This window comes from Pseudomonas sp. NPDC008258, from assembly GCF_042956345.1.
Taxonomy (GTDB): Bacteria; Pseudomonadota; Gammaproteobacteria; order Pseudomonadales; family Pseudomonadaceae; genus Aquipseudomonas.
On the sequence record NZ_JBIBGE010000027.1, the window covers coordinates 75,804 to 92,093 of the forward strand.

The following is a 16,290-nucleotide window of genomic DNA, read 5'->3' on the forward strand; positions in this document are numbered from 1 at the left end:
CCCGGGCATTCTTTATTGCAAGCGGCGAATCAGCTCAGCAAGCCGTATACCACCGAGGTCAGCGCAACCAGGCCCACTGCCACGACGAACACGTTGGAAGCCGCACCGCTGTACTTGCGCATCGAAGGTACACGACGAATGGCATACATCGGCATCAGGAACAGCAATACCGCGAGAATCGGGCCGCCGAGCGACTCGATCATGCCGAGGATGCTCGGGTTGAGGGTGGCAACGATCCAGCACACCACCAGCATCAGCGCAGCAACCATGCGGTCCAGGGCCTTGGCACCCGGGCGCGCGCCGGTCTTGGTGATGATGCCCTTCAGGCCTTCGCTGGCGCCGATGTAGTGGCCCAGGAACGACTTGGCGATGGCCACGAAGGCGATCAGCGGTGCCGCAAACGCGATGGTCGGGTTGCTGAAGTGGTTGGCCAGGTACGACAGGATCGACAGGTTCTGTGCCTTGGCTTCGGCCAGTTGGGCGCTGCTGAGGGTGAGCACGCAGCTGAACACGAAGAACAGCACCATCACCACCATCAGCAGGTGGGCACGGCGCAGGATCTGGCCGCTACGCTCGTCGGCGTGTTCGCCGTAGCGGCGCTTCTGGTCCACCGCAAAGGCCGAGATGATCGGCGAGTGGTTGAACGAGAACACCATGACAGGGATGGCCAGCCACAGGGTATGCAGGAAGGCCGAAGCCGGCGGCACCTGGGTGGCGCTGTCGAGGATGCCACCGGTCCAGTGCGGTACCAGGTACAGACCCAGCAATGCCAAGGCGACGATGAACGGGTACACCAGCAGGCTCATGACCTTGACCGTGGCCTGTTCACCGCAGCGCACGATGGCCAGCAGCCCGAGGATCAGCACGAACGACAGGATGGCCCGTGGTGGTGGCTCCATGTGCAACTGGTGCTCCATGAAACTGGAAACCGTGTTGGTCAGCGCCACGCTGTAGATAAGCAGGATGGGGAAGATCGCGAAGAAGTACAGCACGGTGATCGCGGTACCGGCGGAGCTGCCGAAGTGCTCCTTGACCACCTCGGTGATGTCGCCATCGTTGCGCCCGGAAAGCACGAAACGGGTCAGCCCGCGGTGGGCAAAGTACGTCATCGGGAAGGCCAGTATGGCCAGGACCAGCAGCGGCCAGAAACCGCCAAGGCCGGCATTGATCGGCAGGAACAGGGTTCCGGCGCCGATAGCTGTGCCGAACAGGCCCAGCATCCAGGTAGTGTCGTGACGCGCCCAGCTGCCAAGGGTGGCGGGGGTCGATTCTGCAAAGCGTTGTTCAACGCTTGGGGCCTGCTCATTCATTCCGGGTGAAGCTCCACTCGCAAGACTGCAACAGGCTGAGAATGGCGAAATAGACGTTTCGCCCAACTCAACCGGGGAAGAGGGGCGCGATTGTGCACGGAAAGGTTGCACTTGCGAAGCCCTTTTCCGAGGAGCGGTTGCACTTGTCATGACAAGGGAGGCACCGACGAGCCCGTCCGGACGAAATACCAGTCCCATTCGCAGTGGCGCTCATAACGTTTAAAAGTTACTGTTGACGCCTAAGCACCTCAGCTAACTGAAGGGCGTTTGCATCTCGCTCCATTCTCATATTCTTCAGCCAACCTTCAATCTTCGTCATATTCTCTGCGTGTGCGCGCTGAAATCCTCGATCATGCTCTTGGAATGGAATGCTGATGTCTCGGGCATCACGCAACTTCTCCACCATCCGTACAACTTGGCTTTCCTGCTGCGGAAACATCCCTCTCGAATCAATGTCCATTTCATTTACGGCGAGTGCCATATAGGCGCGCTTCGCGTTTTTCATAGAACGGTACAGAATCATCACTCTGACTGATTGCATGCCCTCACTGTGAGGAAATTGGTCAAGCGTTAACTCACCTGAGGGTGTAGCATCAAATGCATCCTTGAACTCTGCGGTAAAATCTGCAACTTCGAAGCTCGGCCTCTTCTTACCTGTGGTAGACTTCATAAATCTCCGCAAACCAGGAGAGCTATTTGTAGCGTTGACCTTGACTCGTTTGAGAGTCAACGCCGAATTCCAAAATCGCCCATCCGGATCAACTCGGTTTATCGGATCTCCGGCACAGTACCCATACGCATTCAGGCCACCTCGGCTAAAGGGGCTAAGACTATCGGGTGACAAAAAACGCATCATACTGGGGCTATAGCTACGATAACCGTTACCCAGCAGATAGTATTTGGAGAGTGCATCGAAGTAATACCCTGAAAAGCCGATGGCATTTGCCAATTCGGCAAAATTCTTATGTAAGCCGTAGACGCTGTAGCTTTCTCCACGCCCCCCTGCTGGCCCCGTCATCCCAAGTACTGAAGCCTGCTTATCTCCCCACGCCATGCGGGTAACAGCACCCCGTTCTACAAGCACTTCCCTTTCGTGTCGGATGACCCATCGAACACTATCTTCCGACTTTAGGGTGTGCACTTTTCCTGCGCAATAAAATAGTTTCACCCTTCGCCCTCGCGCCTGAGTTCATTCACCGCTACGCCAGTATTGGCAGATCGGCCTCAGGGCACAACTGGCAGAAATATCAGGTGTTTTGATCAGGCAAACCTGTTCGAGGGCGGCGACATTTATCTATACGAGGAGGTGCCAAGGGGGCGGGAGCGATTCATGTAGAGAAAGGGGCGCAATGCGCCCCGTATCTTGCACTATTTCTGAACAGCAGCGAACGCTTCGGCAACCTGTTGCAGATTGGCTGGGCGCAGGCCGGACATGCACACGCGACCGCTGTCGATCAGGTACACACCGAATTCGTCACGCAGGCGGCGCACTTGCTCGACGCTGAAGCCGGTGTAGCTGAACATGCCACGCTGGCGCAGGAAGAACTGGAAGTCCTGACCTGGCAGCAGCACGGCCAGGGCATCGACCAGCGCCTGGCGCATGTCGAGGATACGCTTGCGCATCACTTCGACCTCGTCGGCCCACTGGGCATTCAGGCCGGCATCGCTGAGCACGCCTGCAACCAGCTGGGCGCCGAAAGCGGGCGGGCTGGAGTAGTTGCGACGTACGGTGGCCTTGAGCTGGCCAAGAACGCTCTGGGCAGTGGCGTCGTCGTCACACACCACCGACAGGCCGCCAACCCGCTCGCCGTACAGCGAGAAGATTTTCGAGAACGAGTTGCTGACCAGGCACGGCACGCCGGCACGGGCCATTTCGCGGATGGCGTAGGCGTCTTCCACCAGGCCTTCGGCAAAGCCCTGGTAGGCGATGTCGAGGAACGGGATCAGCTGGCGCGCCTTGACCACTTCGACCACCTGTTGCCACTGGTGTTGCTCCAGGTCGGCGCCGGTGGGGTTGTGGCAGCAGGGGTGCAGCAGTACCACGCTGTTGGCTGGCAGGCTTTGCAGGGTGGCCAGCATGCCGTCGAAGTCCACGCCACGGGTGGCCTGGTCGAAGTACGGGTAGGTGTGCACCTTGAAGCCGGCACCTTCGAAGATGGCGCGGTGGTTGTCCCAGGTCGGGTTGCTGACCCAGACTTCGGACTGCGGGAAATAGCGCTTGAGGAAGTCGGCACCGACTTTCAGGGCGCCGGAGCCGCCCACGGTCTGCACCGTGGCCACGCGACCGCCGGTCACGGCCGGGTGATCGGCACCAAACAGCAGCGCCTGGATCGCCTGGCGGTAGCTGGCCAGGCCTTCCATCGGCAGGTAAAGGGATGCTTCGTGGTCCTGGCCGGCAATGCGTTTTTCCACCGCATCCACCGCCGCCAGTTGCGGCACCACGCCGGCCTCATCGTAATACAGGCCGATGCTCAGGTTGACCTTGTCGGCGCGCGGGTCGGCCTTGAAGGTTTCCATCAACGAGAGGATCGGGTCGCCGGCATAGGCATCGACATGTTTGAACACAGCGTGCAACTCCTTGGATCAGGACAGTTCGAAAAGGCAGCCCTGAGCATACCCGGAGTGCGGGCTCAGGAACATCCACCATTGTGCAAGGTTGTCTATGCAACATTGCATGGCCGGGATTTTGTGCTGGATTCTTCGCGGGCATGCCCGCTCCCACATGCACCGCACAGGCCTCAAGGGCGGTGATATCCCTGTGGGAGCGGGCGTGCCCGCGAAGAGGCCGGGTCAGCCAAGCAAGTCTTTCAGGCCCTGCAACTCCTGCTCAGTCACCGCCACCCCCTCCTCCTCGGCCACCTCACGCTCGCGATAACGTCGCTCACCCGGCATGCGCGTCAGCCCCACCGCCTGCATCTGTTCCACCAACTCGCGGCTGCGCTGGGCAAACCGCTCGCCCTCGGCCTTGTGCGGGTCGATGACGATGATCAGCTGCCCCGTCCATGGCGTTTTCGCCCCCGGGTGCCCGGACCAGTCGAACTCCCAGGAGAAATTACCGCCGGTCAGCGCCGCCGCCAGCAGCTCGACCATCATCGACAGCGCCGAGCCCTTGTGCCCGCCAAACGGGAGCAAGGCACCGCCCTCGAGGATGGCCAGCGGGTCGGTGGTCGGCTCGCCATTGGCATTCACCCCCATGCCTTCCGGCAGTTGCTGGCCGGCACGCGCCGCAATCTGCACATCGCCATGCGCCATGGCGCTGGTCGCCATGTCGAAGACGATCGGGTCGTGTTCGGCGCAAGGCGCAGCAAATGCAATGGGGTTGGTGCCGAACAGTGGCTTGCGGGCGCCATGCGGCACCACGCAGGTCATGCTGTTGACCACGCTCAGGGCCACCAGGCCCTCTTCGGCAAACGGTTCAACATCTGGCCACAGTGCCGCGAAGTGGTGCGAGTTGTGGATTGCCAGCACGGCGATGCCGGCATTGCGCGCCTTGGCCACCAACAGTTCGCGGGCCGCAGCCAGCGCCGGCTGGGCGAAGCCGCCAGCGGCATCGACACTGACATAGCCGGCAGCCACATCACTGACCTTCGGCGTGGCCTGGCCGTCGACCCAACCACTGGCCAAGGTCGATACATACCCAGGCATGCGGAATACCCCATGGCTGTGCGCGCCGTCACGCTGGGCACTGGCGCAGTTGTGAGCCAGCACCCCGGCCACGCGCTCGCTGCAGCCATGGCGCTGGAAGACAGCCTGCAACAGGCCCTGCAGTTCGGTAAAAGGCACACGCACAACAGTGCTGGTGGAAGGTGCGGACATCTGAAGCTCCTTGTTGGTATTGGAATGGCTACAGCGTTGCAACGACAAAAACTTTCCTGCATGTGACAGCAATCTGTCAAATATTGACTTGATGACAGAAAACATTCATTTTCTAGCCCAAGCCTTACCCCCCTGGAGCCACAGCATGAGCCAACCGATCAAGCAACGCCTGGAAAACAGCCTCGAAGGAGCCGCTGCTTCGGGCCGCAAGATCGCTACCTACATGCTTGCCAACCTGCACGAACTGCCGTTTCAGACCTCGGCCAGCATCGCGGCCAAGCTGGGTGTCAGCGAATCCAGCGTCGGGCGCTTCTGCCGTTCATTGGGTTATGCCCACCTCAAGGCATTAAAACAAGACCTGCAGAACGACCTGGGCGATGGCCCGTGGCTGGTGGGGGACCGCCTGCAAGATTACCGCCAGAACCAGGACGCCAGTGACAACGCCGGCAGCCTGGAGCTGGAAATCGCCGCCTTGATGCGCGTGCACGAGTACCGCCAAAGCCCCACCTGGCACAGCGTGGCGCAACGCCTGGCGAGCAAGCCACGGGTGTTTGTTGCCGGTTTCCAGACCGAGCGCGGCGTCGCCATGTGCATGAGCCACTTGCTGCAATACCTGCGCGATGGCGTGCAGCTGGTGGATATCAGCGCCGGGCACTTTGGCGACGTACTGCTGGGCCGCGCCGAAGACAGTGCGCTGGTGGTGTTCGAAGCGCGCCGTTATTCCCGCCACGCCCTGTTGCTGTGCCAGAAGGCACGCGAGGCAGGCATTGCGGTCACCCTGGTGACCGACACCTTCTGTGACTGGGCCGATGCCAACGCCGATGAGGTGTTCCGCATCCCCACCGAGTTCAATCTGTTCTGGGAATCCACCTCGACGATGCTGTCGTGGGTACACCTGATGGTCAACGAGGTCTGCAAGAAACTCGGGCCTGATGTTGAAAAACGCTTGGAAGCGACTGCCGCTCTACATAACGAGTTCGTCGGCTACACCTCGTGGTCGACGGGCAAACAACAATAGCAAGAGTGCAATGAGGTGCGAGATGAACAAGACCATGGCCTTGGTGGGTGCGTGCGCCCTGCTGCTGACGGGTGCCGCCAGTGCCGAAACCCTGCGCTTCGCCACCGAGGGCGCCTACCCGCCCTTCAACTATGTCGACGCCAATAATCAGTTGCACGGTTTCGACATCGACATCACCCATGCCCTGTGCGAGCAGATGAAAGTCGAGTGCACACTGGTGGCCCAGGACTGGGAAGGCATCATCCCCGCCCTGATGGCGCGCAAGTACGACGCCGTTGTCGCTTCGATGATCAATACCGAAGAACGGCGCAAGAAAATCGCCTTCACCGACCACTACTACCGTACCCCGCTGACCGTTGCGGTAGCCAAGGACAGCAAGATCGACAGCGCCCAGACCGACTTTGTCGGCTACACCGTCGGCGCCCAGTCATCGTCCACCCAGGCGATCTACGCCGAAGACGTGTATGGCAAGGCCGGTGCCGATGTGAAGTTGTACCCGACCATGGACGAAGCCAACGCCGACCTGGCTGCCGGGCGCCTGGACGGGGTGATTGCCGACAAGTTCCCGCTGCATGAGTGGATGACCAAGAACGGCGGGGACTGCTGCAAGATCCTCGGCGACGTGGCCGACACCAAGGCCGATGCCGCCATTGCCGTGCGCAAGGACGACGAGGCCCTGCGCCAGCGCCTGAACACCGCGCTGCAACAGATCGTGGCCAACGGCACCTACCAGAAGATCGCCAGCAAGTACTTTGCTTTCGATATCTACAACTGACCTTAGAGCCCGCATCGCCTGACCGGGCCCTATCGCCGGCAAGCCAGCTCCCACAGGACCGCACAAGGCCTGAAGGATGCGCAGTCCCTGTGGGAGCTGGCTTGCCGGCGATAAGGCCGGTGAGGTCCACACAAGGTGTTCGTCATGCTCGATCAATTGTCCTTGCTGTCCTTCGCCAGCGGAGGCTGGGGCCAGGCGCTGCTGGCCGGCGCGCTGGTTACCGTTTCGCTGGCCCTGGCCTGCCTGCCCATCGGCCTGCCACTGGGGCTGCTGGTCGCCCTGGCGGCACGCTCGCGCAAGCGCCTGCCACGGGCCTGGGCCACCACGTTCTCTACCGTGTTCCGCGGCCTGCCCGAGCTGCTCACACTGCTGATCATCTATTACGGCTGCCAGATCGCCGCACAGAAAATCCTCGCGGCCATGGGCTACGAGGGTGAGTTCCTGATCAACACCTTCCTCGCCGCGATGATCGCCTTCAGCCTGGTGTTCGCCGCGTTCTCCAGCGAGATCTGGCTGGCGGCGTTCAAGACACTGCCCAAGGGCCAACTGGAAGCCTGCTCGGCACTGGGCCTGAGCAAACGTACCGGGTTCTTCAAGGTGCTGCTGCCGCAACTTACCCGCATCGCCCTGCCCGGCTTGTCCAACAACTGGCTGTCGCTGCTCAAGGACACTTCGCTGGTATCGACCATTTCGCTGGTCGACCTGATGCGTCAGACCAACCTGGCCGTCAGCGTGACCAAGGAGCCGATGTTCTTCTATGGCGTCGCGTGCCTGGGTTACCTGCTGTTCGCGGCACTTTCCGGGCGTGTGTTTGCCTTCATCGAACGGCGCAGCAACCGCCACCTGCAAGGAGCACGCGCATGAGCTTCGATCAACTGCTGGCACTGGTACTCGACCCGGACCTGCTGGAACGTTACGGCCCGCGCTTTTTCGATGGCCTGCTGGTCACTGCCAAACTGGTGGCGATCTCCTTCAGCCTGGGCGCGGTGCTTGGGTTGTTGCTGGCGCTGGCGCGCATGTCACGTAGCCTGGTACTGCAACGTATGGCGGCCGGTTACGTGTACTTCTTCCGCGGCTCGCCACTGCTGGCTCAACTGTTCCTGCTTTATTACGGCCTGGGCTCGCTCAAGGGCTTCTGGCAGGACGTAGGCCTGTGGTGGTTCTTCCGCGAGGCGTGGTTCTGCACCTTGCTGGCCTTCACCCTGAACACCGCCGCCTACCAGGCAGAGATCTTCCGCGGCAGCCTGCTGGCCGTCGCCCCCGGCCAGCATGAGGCGGCGCGGGCGCTGAACCTGAAACGCTCGACCACCTTCTTCAAGGTGATCCTGCCGCAATCGCTGCTGGTGGCCATCGGCCCGCTGGGCAACGAACTGATTCTGATGATCAAGGCCAGCGCCATTGCCTCGCTGGTGACCATCTACGACCTGATGGGCGTGACCAAACTGGCCTTCTCGCGCAGTTTCGACTTCCAGATCTACCTGTGGGCCGCTGTGCTCTACCTGGTGATCGTCGAACTGGTGCGGCGCCTGCTGAAACACCTGGAAGGCCGCCTGGGCCGCCACCTGAACTGACCGAAGGATACGTTCCATGCATTGCCAGACCCTTGTCCTCGGCGCCGGCATCGTCGGCGTCAGCACTGCCCTGCACTTGCAGGCCCGCGGGCGCCAGGTCGTCCTGATCGACCGCGACGAACCGGGCAGCGGCACCAGCCACGGCAACGCCGGGCTGATCGAGCGCTCCAGCGTCATCCCCTACGCATTCCCCAGGCAGCTTGGCGCACTGCTGCGCTACGGCCTGAACCGCCAGCCCGACGTGCGCTACAACCTGGCGCACCTGCCCAAAGCCGCACCGTGGCTGTGGCGCTACTGGCGCCAGTCGGCCCCGGGGCGCCTGGCCGGGGCCGCCGCTGACATGTTGCCGCTGGTGCAGCGCTGCGTCGAAGAGCACGACGCGCTGATCAAGGCCGGCGGCCTTGAAGGCCTGGTGCAGGCCAAAGGCTGGATCGAAGTGTTCCGCGACCCGGCGCTGTTCGAGCAAGCCAAGGCCGACGCCAAGGGCCTGAGCCGCTATGGCCTGCAATTCGAGATCCTGGAATGCGGGCAGCTGCAGGCCCGCGAGCACCAGCTGGACGCCACCGTGGTGGGCGGTATCCACTGGCTCGACCCCAAGACCGTGAACAACCCCGGCGCCCTCACCCGGGGCTATGCGGCGCTGTTCCTGCAACGTGGCGGGCAGTTCCTGCATGGCGATGCCCGCAGCCTGCGCCAGGCCAATGGCCAATGGCGGATAGACAGCCGTCGCGGCCCGATCACCGCCGACGAGGTGGTTGCCTGCCTCGGCCCGCAGTCAGCCGACCTGTTCAGTGGCCTGGGCTACCAGATTCCGCTGGCGATCAAGCGCGGCTACCACATGCACTACAGCACCCGTGACGGCGCTGTGCTTGAGCACTCCATCTGTGACACCCAGGGCGGCTACGTGCTGGCACCGATGGCGCGCGGCGTGCGCCTGACCACCGGCATCGAGTTCGACGCCCCCACTGCGCCTGGCAACCAGATTCAGCTGGGCCGCTGCGAAGCCCTGGCGCGCAAGCTGTTCCCCGCCTTGGGCGAACGCCTGGACGACACGCCGTGGCTGGGCCGCCGCCCGTGCCTGCCCGACATGCGCCCGGTGATCGGCCCTGCGCCGCGCCACCCGGGGCTGTGGTTCAACTTCGGCCATGCCCACCACGGCCTCACCCTGGGCCCGGTCAGCGGCCGGCTGCTGGCCGAGCTGGTCACTGGCGAACGCCCCTTCACCGACCCCGCGCCCTACAGCGCGACCCGTTTCGACTGAACCCACGCGGGAGAAAAACAACATGACCGCATCACTGAGCCTTGCCAGCCTTGCCCCCGAGCCCGACCCACGCCAGGTGCTTATCCGCATCGACGGCCTGAACAAGCACTACGGCGAATTCCACGTACTGCGCAACATTGACCTGCAGGTGCGCGAAGGCGAACGCATTGTGCTGTGCGGGCCGTCCGGCTCGGGCAAGTCGACGCTGATCCGCTGCATCAACCGCCTGGAAGTGGCCCAGCAGGGCAGCATCCAGGTAGGCGGCATCGACCTGGCCGCCACCACCCGTGAGGCGGCGCAAGTGCGCAGCGACATCGGCATGGTGTTCCAGCATTTCAATCTGTTCCCGCACATGAGCGTGCTCGACAACTGCTTGCTGGCCCCCACCAGCGTGCGCGGGCTGTCGCGCAAGGACGCCGAAGAGCAGGCGCGCATGTACCTGAGCAAGGTCGGTATCGAAAGCCAGGCGCACAAGTACCCCAGCCAGTTGTCCGGCGGCCAGCAGCAGCGCGTGGCAATTGCCCGGGCGCTGTGCATGAAGCCGCGGATCATGCTGTTTGACGAGCCTACCTCGGCCCTGGACCCGGAAATGGTTGCCGAGGTGCTGGATGTGCTGGTGCAGCTGGCCGGCACCGGCATGACCATGCTGTGTGTCACCCATGAAATGGGCTTTGCCCGGCAGGTGGCCGAGCGGGTGCTGTTCCTTGAGGGCGGGCAGATCATCGAAGACAGCCCGCCACAGGTGTTCTTCAACCAGCCGCGCACCGAGCGGGCCAAGGCGTTTCTGGCGCAGATACTGCACTGAACCCTGTTCTGGCCTCTTCGCGGGCACGCCCGCTCCCACAGGATTACCTCGGGCTTCAAGACCTGTGATGTACCTGTGGGAGCGGGCGTGCCCGCGAAGAGGCCGAAACTGGCTAGTACCTGCGCCACATTCATTGCACCGCTGCAAAGACCCAACTGCGTCGTTAAATATTATTGACCAGCACCCCCACCAAACCCACGCCGCCACAGGCCCGCATCGGTTTCAGCCCCCAAAAACCGGCGCATTCCCCGCGTTAAAGCCCTCTTCAGTCGTTTGACATATCGAACGGCTCTGGCAAGCTATCTACATGCCCCGACCGGAATCGTCGCCTCTGACGAGCCGGCAGTGCTCGGAGCTACAGGCTGCACCCAGGGCCCCGTGCCGTGCACCTGCACAACAACGACAGGCCGAACCTGTCCCAAGGTGACATATGTCCAACAGCAACATTGGCAACAAGCAACCTTCCCTGCGCAAACCCGTCGTCCTGATGACCATGGGCAGCCAAGAGCGCAAAGGCCATGACTATCAGGTCATGACCCACAAATACATCACCCCGCTGGTCGAGTTCTCCGATTGCGTCCCGGTACTGGTGCCCACCTGCTGCGGCACCGAAGACCTCGAGACCTACCTGGACATGGCCGACGGCGTGTACCTGACCGGTGCCGGCAGTAACATCGACCCGGCCCTGTACGGCCAGGAAAACCAGACCCCAGGCAAAGGCCAGGACCAGAACCGCGACTTGTTCGACATCCCGCTGGTCAAGGCGGCGATCAAGCGTGGCCTGCCAATCTTCGGCATCTGCCGTGGCATGCAAGAGATCAACGTGGCCTTGGGCGGCGACATTTACCAAAAGGTTTACGCCGAACCTGGTTTCAATGACCACCGGGAAAACCCGGAAGACCCGGTTGAAGTACAGTACGCTCAGGTGCATGGGGTGAAGATCAAGCCGGGCAGCTGGCTGCAAGACACCCTGGGTACCGACGAGATTCGCGTCAACTCGCTGCATGGCCAAGGGCTGCACAAGCTCGGCGCCGGTATCGAAGCCATCGCCCACGCCGAAGACGGCCTGGTCGAAGCCATTCACGCCCCGAGCATCTCGCCGTTCCTGTTCGCCGTGCAGTGGCACCCTGAGTGGCAAGCCGCGAAAAACCCTGATTCGATCAAGATTTTCCAGGCGTTCGGCGATGCTTGCCGCGCCCAGGTACGCAAGGCGCAGATCAAGCGCCAGCATGCTGCCTGACCTTCAGTTTCCTCTGCTTTGATCGCGGGGCGGCGCAAGGCCGCCCCCGTTTCCCCGGTCACCCTCTGCTGGTCCCAGAACACTTCCCGTGGAATCGGGCGGCGGCCTTGTGCCTGTCTCCGCGATCATTTTTTCCCTCCCCCGCCAAGAGATACGATGACTGATTGCGAATAGTCTGCCATCGGTGTCTGCACCTTTCGTTATTTGTCGCCTGCGCCGGCCTCTTCGCGGGCGCGCCCGCTCCCACAAGTATCTCCACAGCTCTTGAAGGGAGCGTGGACCTGTGGGAGCGGGCGCGCCCGCGAAGAGGCCAGCACAGGGAATAACACCTTTTTCCTTCCCCGCCGCAAAAAAACTCAAGCAGGGGCTAGTCATCGCGCAAGTTGTACGATAACTTACCTCCAACGCAAAACAACACCCTTCACCCAAGCGCCACAGGATGCCTACAACAATGACTCCACAAGAACTGAAATCCATCCTCTCCCACGGCCTGCTGTCTTTCCCGGTCACCGACTTCAACGCCCAGGGCGACTTCAACCAGGCTGGCTACATCAAACGCCTGGAATGGCTGGCCCCGTACGGCGCCAGCGCCCTGTTCGCTGCCGGCGGCACCGGTGAGTTCTTCTCCCTGGCCGCCAGCGAATACAGCCAGGTGATCAAGACCGCCGTCGACACCTGCGCTACTTCGGTACCTATCCTCGCCGGCGTGGGTGGTTCTACCCGCCAGGCCATCGAATACGCGCAAGAAGCCGAGCGCTTGGGTGCCAAGGGCCTGCTGCTGCTGCCTCACTACTTGACCGAAGCCAGCCAGGACGGCGTTGCCGCCCACGTTGAAGCGGTGTGCAAATCGGTAAAAATCGGCGTGGTGGTGTACAACCGCAACGTCTGCCGCCTGAATGCCGACCTGCTGGAAAAACTGGCCGAGCGCTGCCCGAACCTGATCGGCTACAAAGATGGCCTGGGTGACATCGAACTGATGGTGTCGATCCGTCGCCGCCTGGGCGAGCGCTTCAGCTACCTGGGTGGCCTGCCAACCGCCGAAGTGTATGCTGCTGCCTACAAGGCCCTGGGCGTGCCGGTGTACTCCTCCGCAGTGTTCAACTTCGTGCCGAAGACCGCCATGGACTTCTACAACGCCATCGCCCGTGACGACCACGCCACCGTGGCCAAGCTGATCGACGATTTCTTCCTGCCGTACCTGGACATCCGCAACCGCAAGGCCGGCTACGCCGTGAGCATCGTCAAGGCTGGCGCCAAGATCGCCGGTTACGATGCAGGCCCGGTCCGCACGCCGCTGACCGACCTGACGGCCGAAGAATACGAAATGCTCGCAGCCCTGATGGACAAGATGGGTCCGCAATAAGCGTACCCCTGCGGCCTGCCATTGCCGCACCCGGAGTGGGAAGCCCCACTCCGGTTACAATTCGTGAGCCCGCACAAAAATAACTAGTGGGAGTATTACCAGCATGCAAGCGACTAAGAAGACGCATGTGCGCTACCTGATCCTGTTCATGCTGTTCCTGGTGACCACGATCAACTATGCCGACCGCGCTACCATTGCAATCGCAGGTTCCAGCCTGCAGAAAGACCTCGGCATTGACGCCGTTACCCTCGGTTATATCTTCTCTGCCTTCGGATGGGCTTACGTGGCTGGCCAGATACCTGGTGGCTGGCTGCTCGATCGTTTCGGCTCCAAGAACGTCTACGCCTTCAGCATCTTCACCTGGTCGCTGTTCACCCTGCTGCAGGGCTTTGTCGGTGGCCTGCCGGTTGCCTGGGCCGTAGTGACCCTGTTCACCCTGCGCTTTCTGGTTGGCTTCGCCGAAGCCCCGTCGTTCCCAGGTAACGCACGCATCGTCGCCGCCTGGTTCCCGACCCAGGAACGCGGCACAGCCTCGGCCATCTTCAACTCGGCGCAGTACTTCGCCACCGCACTGTTCGCCCCGATCATGGGCTGGATCGTGTTCAGCTTCGGCTGGGAGCACGTATTCGTGGTCATGGGTGCACTGGGCATCGTGTTCTCCATGATATGGCTGAAGACCATCCACAACCCGCGCCAACACCCACGCATCAGCCAAAGCGAGCTCGAACACATCGAGCAGAACGGCGGCCTGGTGGACATGGACCAGAAGCGCGGCAACGACGGCCCGAAATGGGGCTTCATCAAGCAACTGCTGACCAGCCGCATGCTGCTGGGCGTGTACCTGGGCCAGTACTGTATCAACGCCATCACCTACTTCTTCCTCACCTGGTTCCCGGTGTACCTGGTGCAGGAACGCGGCATGACCATCCTCAAGGCGGGCTTCATCGCCTCGCTGCCAGCGGTCTGCGGCTTCATTGGCGGTGTACTGGGTGGAGTGATCTCGGACTGGCTGCTGCGCCGGGGCAACTCGCTGACCTTCTCGCGCAAACTGCCGATCGTGTGTGGCCTGCTGCTGTCCACCACCATGGTGTTCTGCAACTACGTCGACGCCGAGTGGATGGTGGTTGGCTTCATGACCCTGGCGTTTTTCGGCAAGGGCATTGGCGCACTGGGCTGGGCGGTGGTCGCAGACACCTCGCCCAAACAGATCGCCGGGCTGTCCGGCGGCCTGTTCAACACCTTTGGCAACATCGCCTCGATCACCACCCCCATCGTGATCGGCTACATCATCAGTGCCACCGGTTCGTTCAAGTGGGCGCTGGTGTACGTGGGTGCCAACGCCTTGGTGGCAGTGTTCAGCTACCTGGTGATTGTCGGCCCGATCAAACGTATCGAGCTTCGTGACGATGCCCCAAAGCCACAGCCTGAGCCCGCCGCCAACGGCGAACTGGCCAGCTCGCGCCACTGAGTGAACACGCCCGCGCCGGGCTACCCGGTGCGGGCAGATGTACAAAAAGCCTGAGAACCTGACAAGTAGGGCCCCAACATGCAGTTGATCGAACATTCCGACTCGCCCCGCTACGTCCGCCTGCACGACGACGATAACGTCGTGGTGGTCGTCAACGACGGCGGCCTGGGCGAAGGCGCCCGTTTCGCCGACGGCCTGACCTTGGTCGAAGGCGTGCCGCAAAGCCACAAGGTGGCCACCGTGGCCATCGCCAAGGGTGAACCTGTGCGCCGTTACGGGCAAATCATCGGCTATGCGCTGGAAGACCTGCGCCAAGGCAGCTGGGTGCAGGAAAGCCAACTGGCCATGCCGAGCGCCCCGGCACTGGACAGCCTGCCGCGCTGCGACGCCGTCCCGCAGCCCTTGCCGCCGCTGGAAGGCTTCACATTCGAAGGCTACCGCAACGCTGACGGCACCGTCGGTACACGCAACATCCTTGGCATCACCACGACCGTGCAATGCGTGACCGGCGTGCTGGAGCACGCGGTAAAGCGTATCCGCAGCGAACTGCTGCCCAAATACCCCAACGTCGATGACGTGGTGGCCATCACCCACAGCTACGGCTGCGGCGTGGCGATCAACGCACGCGATGCCTACATCCCGATCCGCACCGTGCGCAACCTGGCCCGCAACCCCAACCTGGGCGGCGAGGCACTGGTCATCAGCCTGGGCTGCGAAAAGCTGCAGGCCGGCCAGGTGATGCACGACAACGACCCATCGGTGGACCTCAGCGACCCGTGGCTGTACCGCCTGCAGGACGCCAGCCTAGGCTTTGTGGAAATGATCGGGCAGATCATGGAACTGGCCGAAACCCGCTTGAAGAAGCTCGACCAGCGCCGCCGCGAAACAGTGCCAGCCAGTGAACTGATACTCGGCATGCAGTGTGGCGGTAGCGACGCCTTCTCGGGCATTACTGCCAACCCGGCACTGGGCTATGCCTCCGACCTGCTGGTACGCGCTGGCGCCACCGTGCTGTTCTCGGAAGTAACCGAGGTGCGCGATGCCATCTACATGCTGACCTCACGCGCCGAAAACCAGGAGGTCGCCGGCGCACTGATACGGGAAATGGACTGGTACGACCGCTACCTGGAGCAAGGCGCCGCCGACCGCAGTGCCAACACCACGCCGGGCAACAAGAAAGGTGGCCTGTCCAATATCGTCGAGAAATCGCTGGGTTCTATCGTCAAGTCCGGCAGCGGCGCCATCCAAGGCGTGCTTGGCCCAGGCGAGCGGGTTACGCGCAAGGGCCTGATGTTCTGCGCCACCCCGGCCAGCGACTTCGTCTGCGGCACCCTGCAACTGGCCGCCGGCATGAACCTGCATGTGTTCACTACCGGCCGTGGCACCCCGTATGGCCTGGCCATGGCGCCAGTGGTCAAGGTGTGCACCCGCAGCGAACTGGCGCAACGTTGGCCCGACCTGATCGACATCGACGCCGGGCGCATCGCCACAGGCCGTTCGACTATCGAAGAGCTGGGCTGGGAACTGTTCCATTACTACCTGGACGTGGCCAGCGGCCGCAAGCAGACCTGGGCCGAGCAGCACCGTTTGCACAACGACATCACCCTGTTCAACCCGGCACCGATTACCTGATGCCAAGGCCTTGCCCGATTCAACGATGCCA

At 62.2% G+C, this 16,290-nt stretch carries 14 protein-coding genes; 10 read left to right on the top strand and 4 right to left on the bottom strand.

Features of this window, described 5'->3' with window-relative positions:
* Positions 1–29: 29 nt before the first annotated feature.
* The 4 genes from ACFY9W_RS20850 to ACFY9W_RS20865 form a co-directional block, all read right to left on the bottom strand.
* Positions 30–1,310, bottom strand: a complete 1,281-nt coding sequence (locus ACFY9W_RS20850; RefSeq protein WP_391133998.1) for a serine/threonine transporter — start codon at positions 1,308–1,310, stop codon at positions 30–32.
* A 226-nt stretch (positions 1,311–1,536) separates the two neighbouring features.
* A complete protein-coding gene (locus tag ACFY9W_RS20855; RefSeq protein ID WP_391134000.1) occupies positions 1,537–2,394 on the bottom strand; it encodes an RHS repeat-associated core domain-containing protein in 858 nt (285 codons plus the stop codon).
* 284 nt (positions 2,395–2,678) lie between these two features.
* Complete coding sequence (locus ACFY9W_RS20860) at positions 2,679–3,875, bottom strand: aromatic amino acid transaminase (RefSeq protein WP_391134003.1); 1,197 nt, start codon at positions 3,873–3,875, stop codon at positions 2,679–2,681.
* A gap of 225 nt (positions 3,876–4,100) precedes the next feature.
* Positions 4,101–5,126, bottom strand: a complete 1,026-nt coding sequence (locus ACFY9W_RS20865) for an Ldh family oxidoreductase (RefSeq protein WP_391134006.1) — start codon at positions 5,124–5,126, stop codon at positions 4,101–4,103.
* A gap of 145 nt (positions 5,127–5,271) precedes the next feature.
* Here ACFY9W_RS20865 and ACFY9W_RS20870 point away from each other — a divergent pair, with 145 nt between their 5' ends.
* The 10 genes from ACFY9W_RS20870 to garD all read left to right on the top strand — a co-directional run bounded on the left by ACFY9W_RS20870 (position 5,272) and on the right by garD (position 16,259).
* Positions 5,272–6,144 (top strand): SIS domain-containing protein, encoded by an 873-nt coding sequence (locus tag ACFY9W_RS20870; protein WP_391134009.1) that lies wholly within the window; start codon positions 5,272–5,274, stop codon positions 6,142–6,144.
* Positions 6,145–6,166: 22 nt separating this feature from the next.
* Positions 6,167–6,919, top strand: coding sequence for a transporter substrate-binding domain-containing protein (locus ACFY9W_RS20875; RefSeq protein WP_391134012.1), 753 nt, complete (start codon positions 6,167–6,169; stop codon positions 6,917–6,919).
* 144 nt (positions 6,920–7,063) lie between these two features.
* Positions 7,064–7,783 carry an ABC transporter permease subunit gene (locus ACFY9W_RS20880; RefSeq protein WP_391134015.1) on the top strand — a complete coding sequence of 240 codons (720 nt, stop codon included), beginning with the start codon at positions 7,064–7,066 and terminating at the stop codon, positions 7,781–7,783.
* Complete coding sequence (locus ACFY9W_RS20885; protein WP_391134018.1) at positions 7,780–8,490, top strand: ABC transporter permease subunit; 711 nt, start codon at positions 7,780–7,782, stop codon at positions 8,488–8,490. Before ACFY9W_RS20880 ends, ACFY9W_RS20885 begins: the two co-directional genes overlap by 4 nt.
* Before the next feature lie 16 nt (positions 8,491–8,506).
* Positions 8,507–9,751: an FAD-dependent oxidoreductase gene (locus tag ACFY9W_RS20890; RefSeq protein ID WP_391134021.1), complete on the top strand. Its 1,245-nt coding sequence runs from the start codon at positions 8,507–8,509 to the stop codon at positions 9,749–9,751.
* A 22-nt stretch (positions 9,752–9,773) separates the two neighbouring features.
* Positions 9,774–10,556: an ATP-binding cassette domain-containing protein gene (locus ACFY9W_RS20895; protein ID WP_391134024.1), complete on the top strand. Its 783-nt coding sequence runs from the start codon at positions 9,774–9,776 to the stop codon at positions 10,554–10,556.
* A 430-nt stretch (positions 10,557–10,986) separates the two neighbouring features.
* Positions 10,987–11,796 (top strand): gamma-glutamyl-gamma-aminobutyrate hydrolase family protein, encoded by an 810-nt coding sequence (locus ACFY9W_RS20900; RefSeq protein ID WP_391134027.1) that lies wholly within the window; start codon positions 10,987–10,989, stop codon positions 11,794–11,796.
* A 451-nt stretch (positions 11,797–12,247) separates the two neighbouring features.
* Positions 12,248–13,159, top strand: coding sequence for a 5-dehydro-4-deoxyglucarate dehydratase (gene kdgD, locus ACFY9W_RS20905; protein WP_391134029.1), 912 nt, complete (start codon positions 12,248–12,250; stop codon positions 13,157–13,159).
* A 103-nt stretch (positions 13,160–13,262) separates the two neighbouring features.
* Positions 13,263–14,627, top strand: a complete 1,365-nt coding sequence (locus ACFY9W_RS20910) for a D-galactonate transporter (RefSeq protein ID WP_391134032.1) — start codon at positions 13,263–13,265, stop codon at positions 14,625–14,627.
* Between the two features lie 78 nt (positions 14,628–14,705).
* Positions 14,706–16,259: a galactarate dehydratase gene (gene garD / locus ACFY9W_RS20915; protein WP_391134035.1), complete on the top strand. Its 1,554-nt coding sequence runs from the start codon at positions 14,706–14,708 to the stop codon at positions 16,257–16,259.
* The last annotated feature ends 31 nt before the right edge of the window (positions 16,260–16,290 follow it).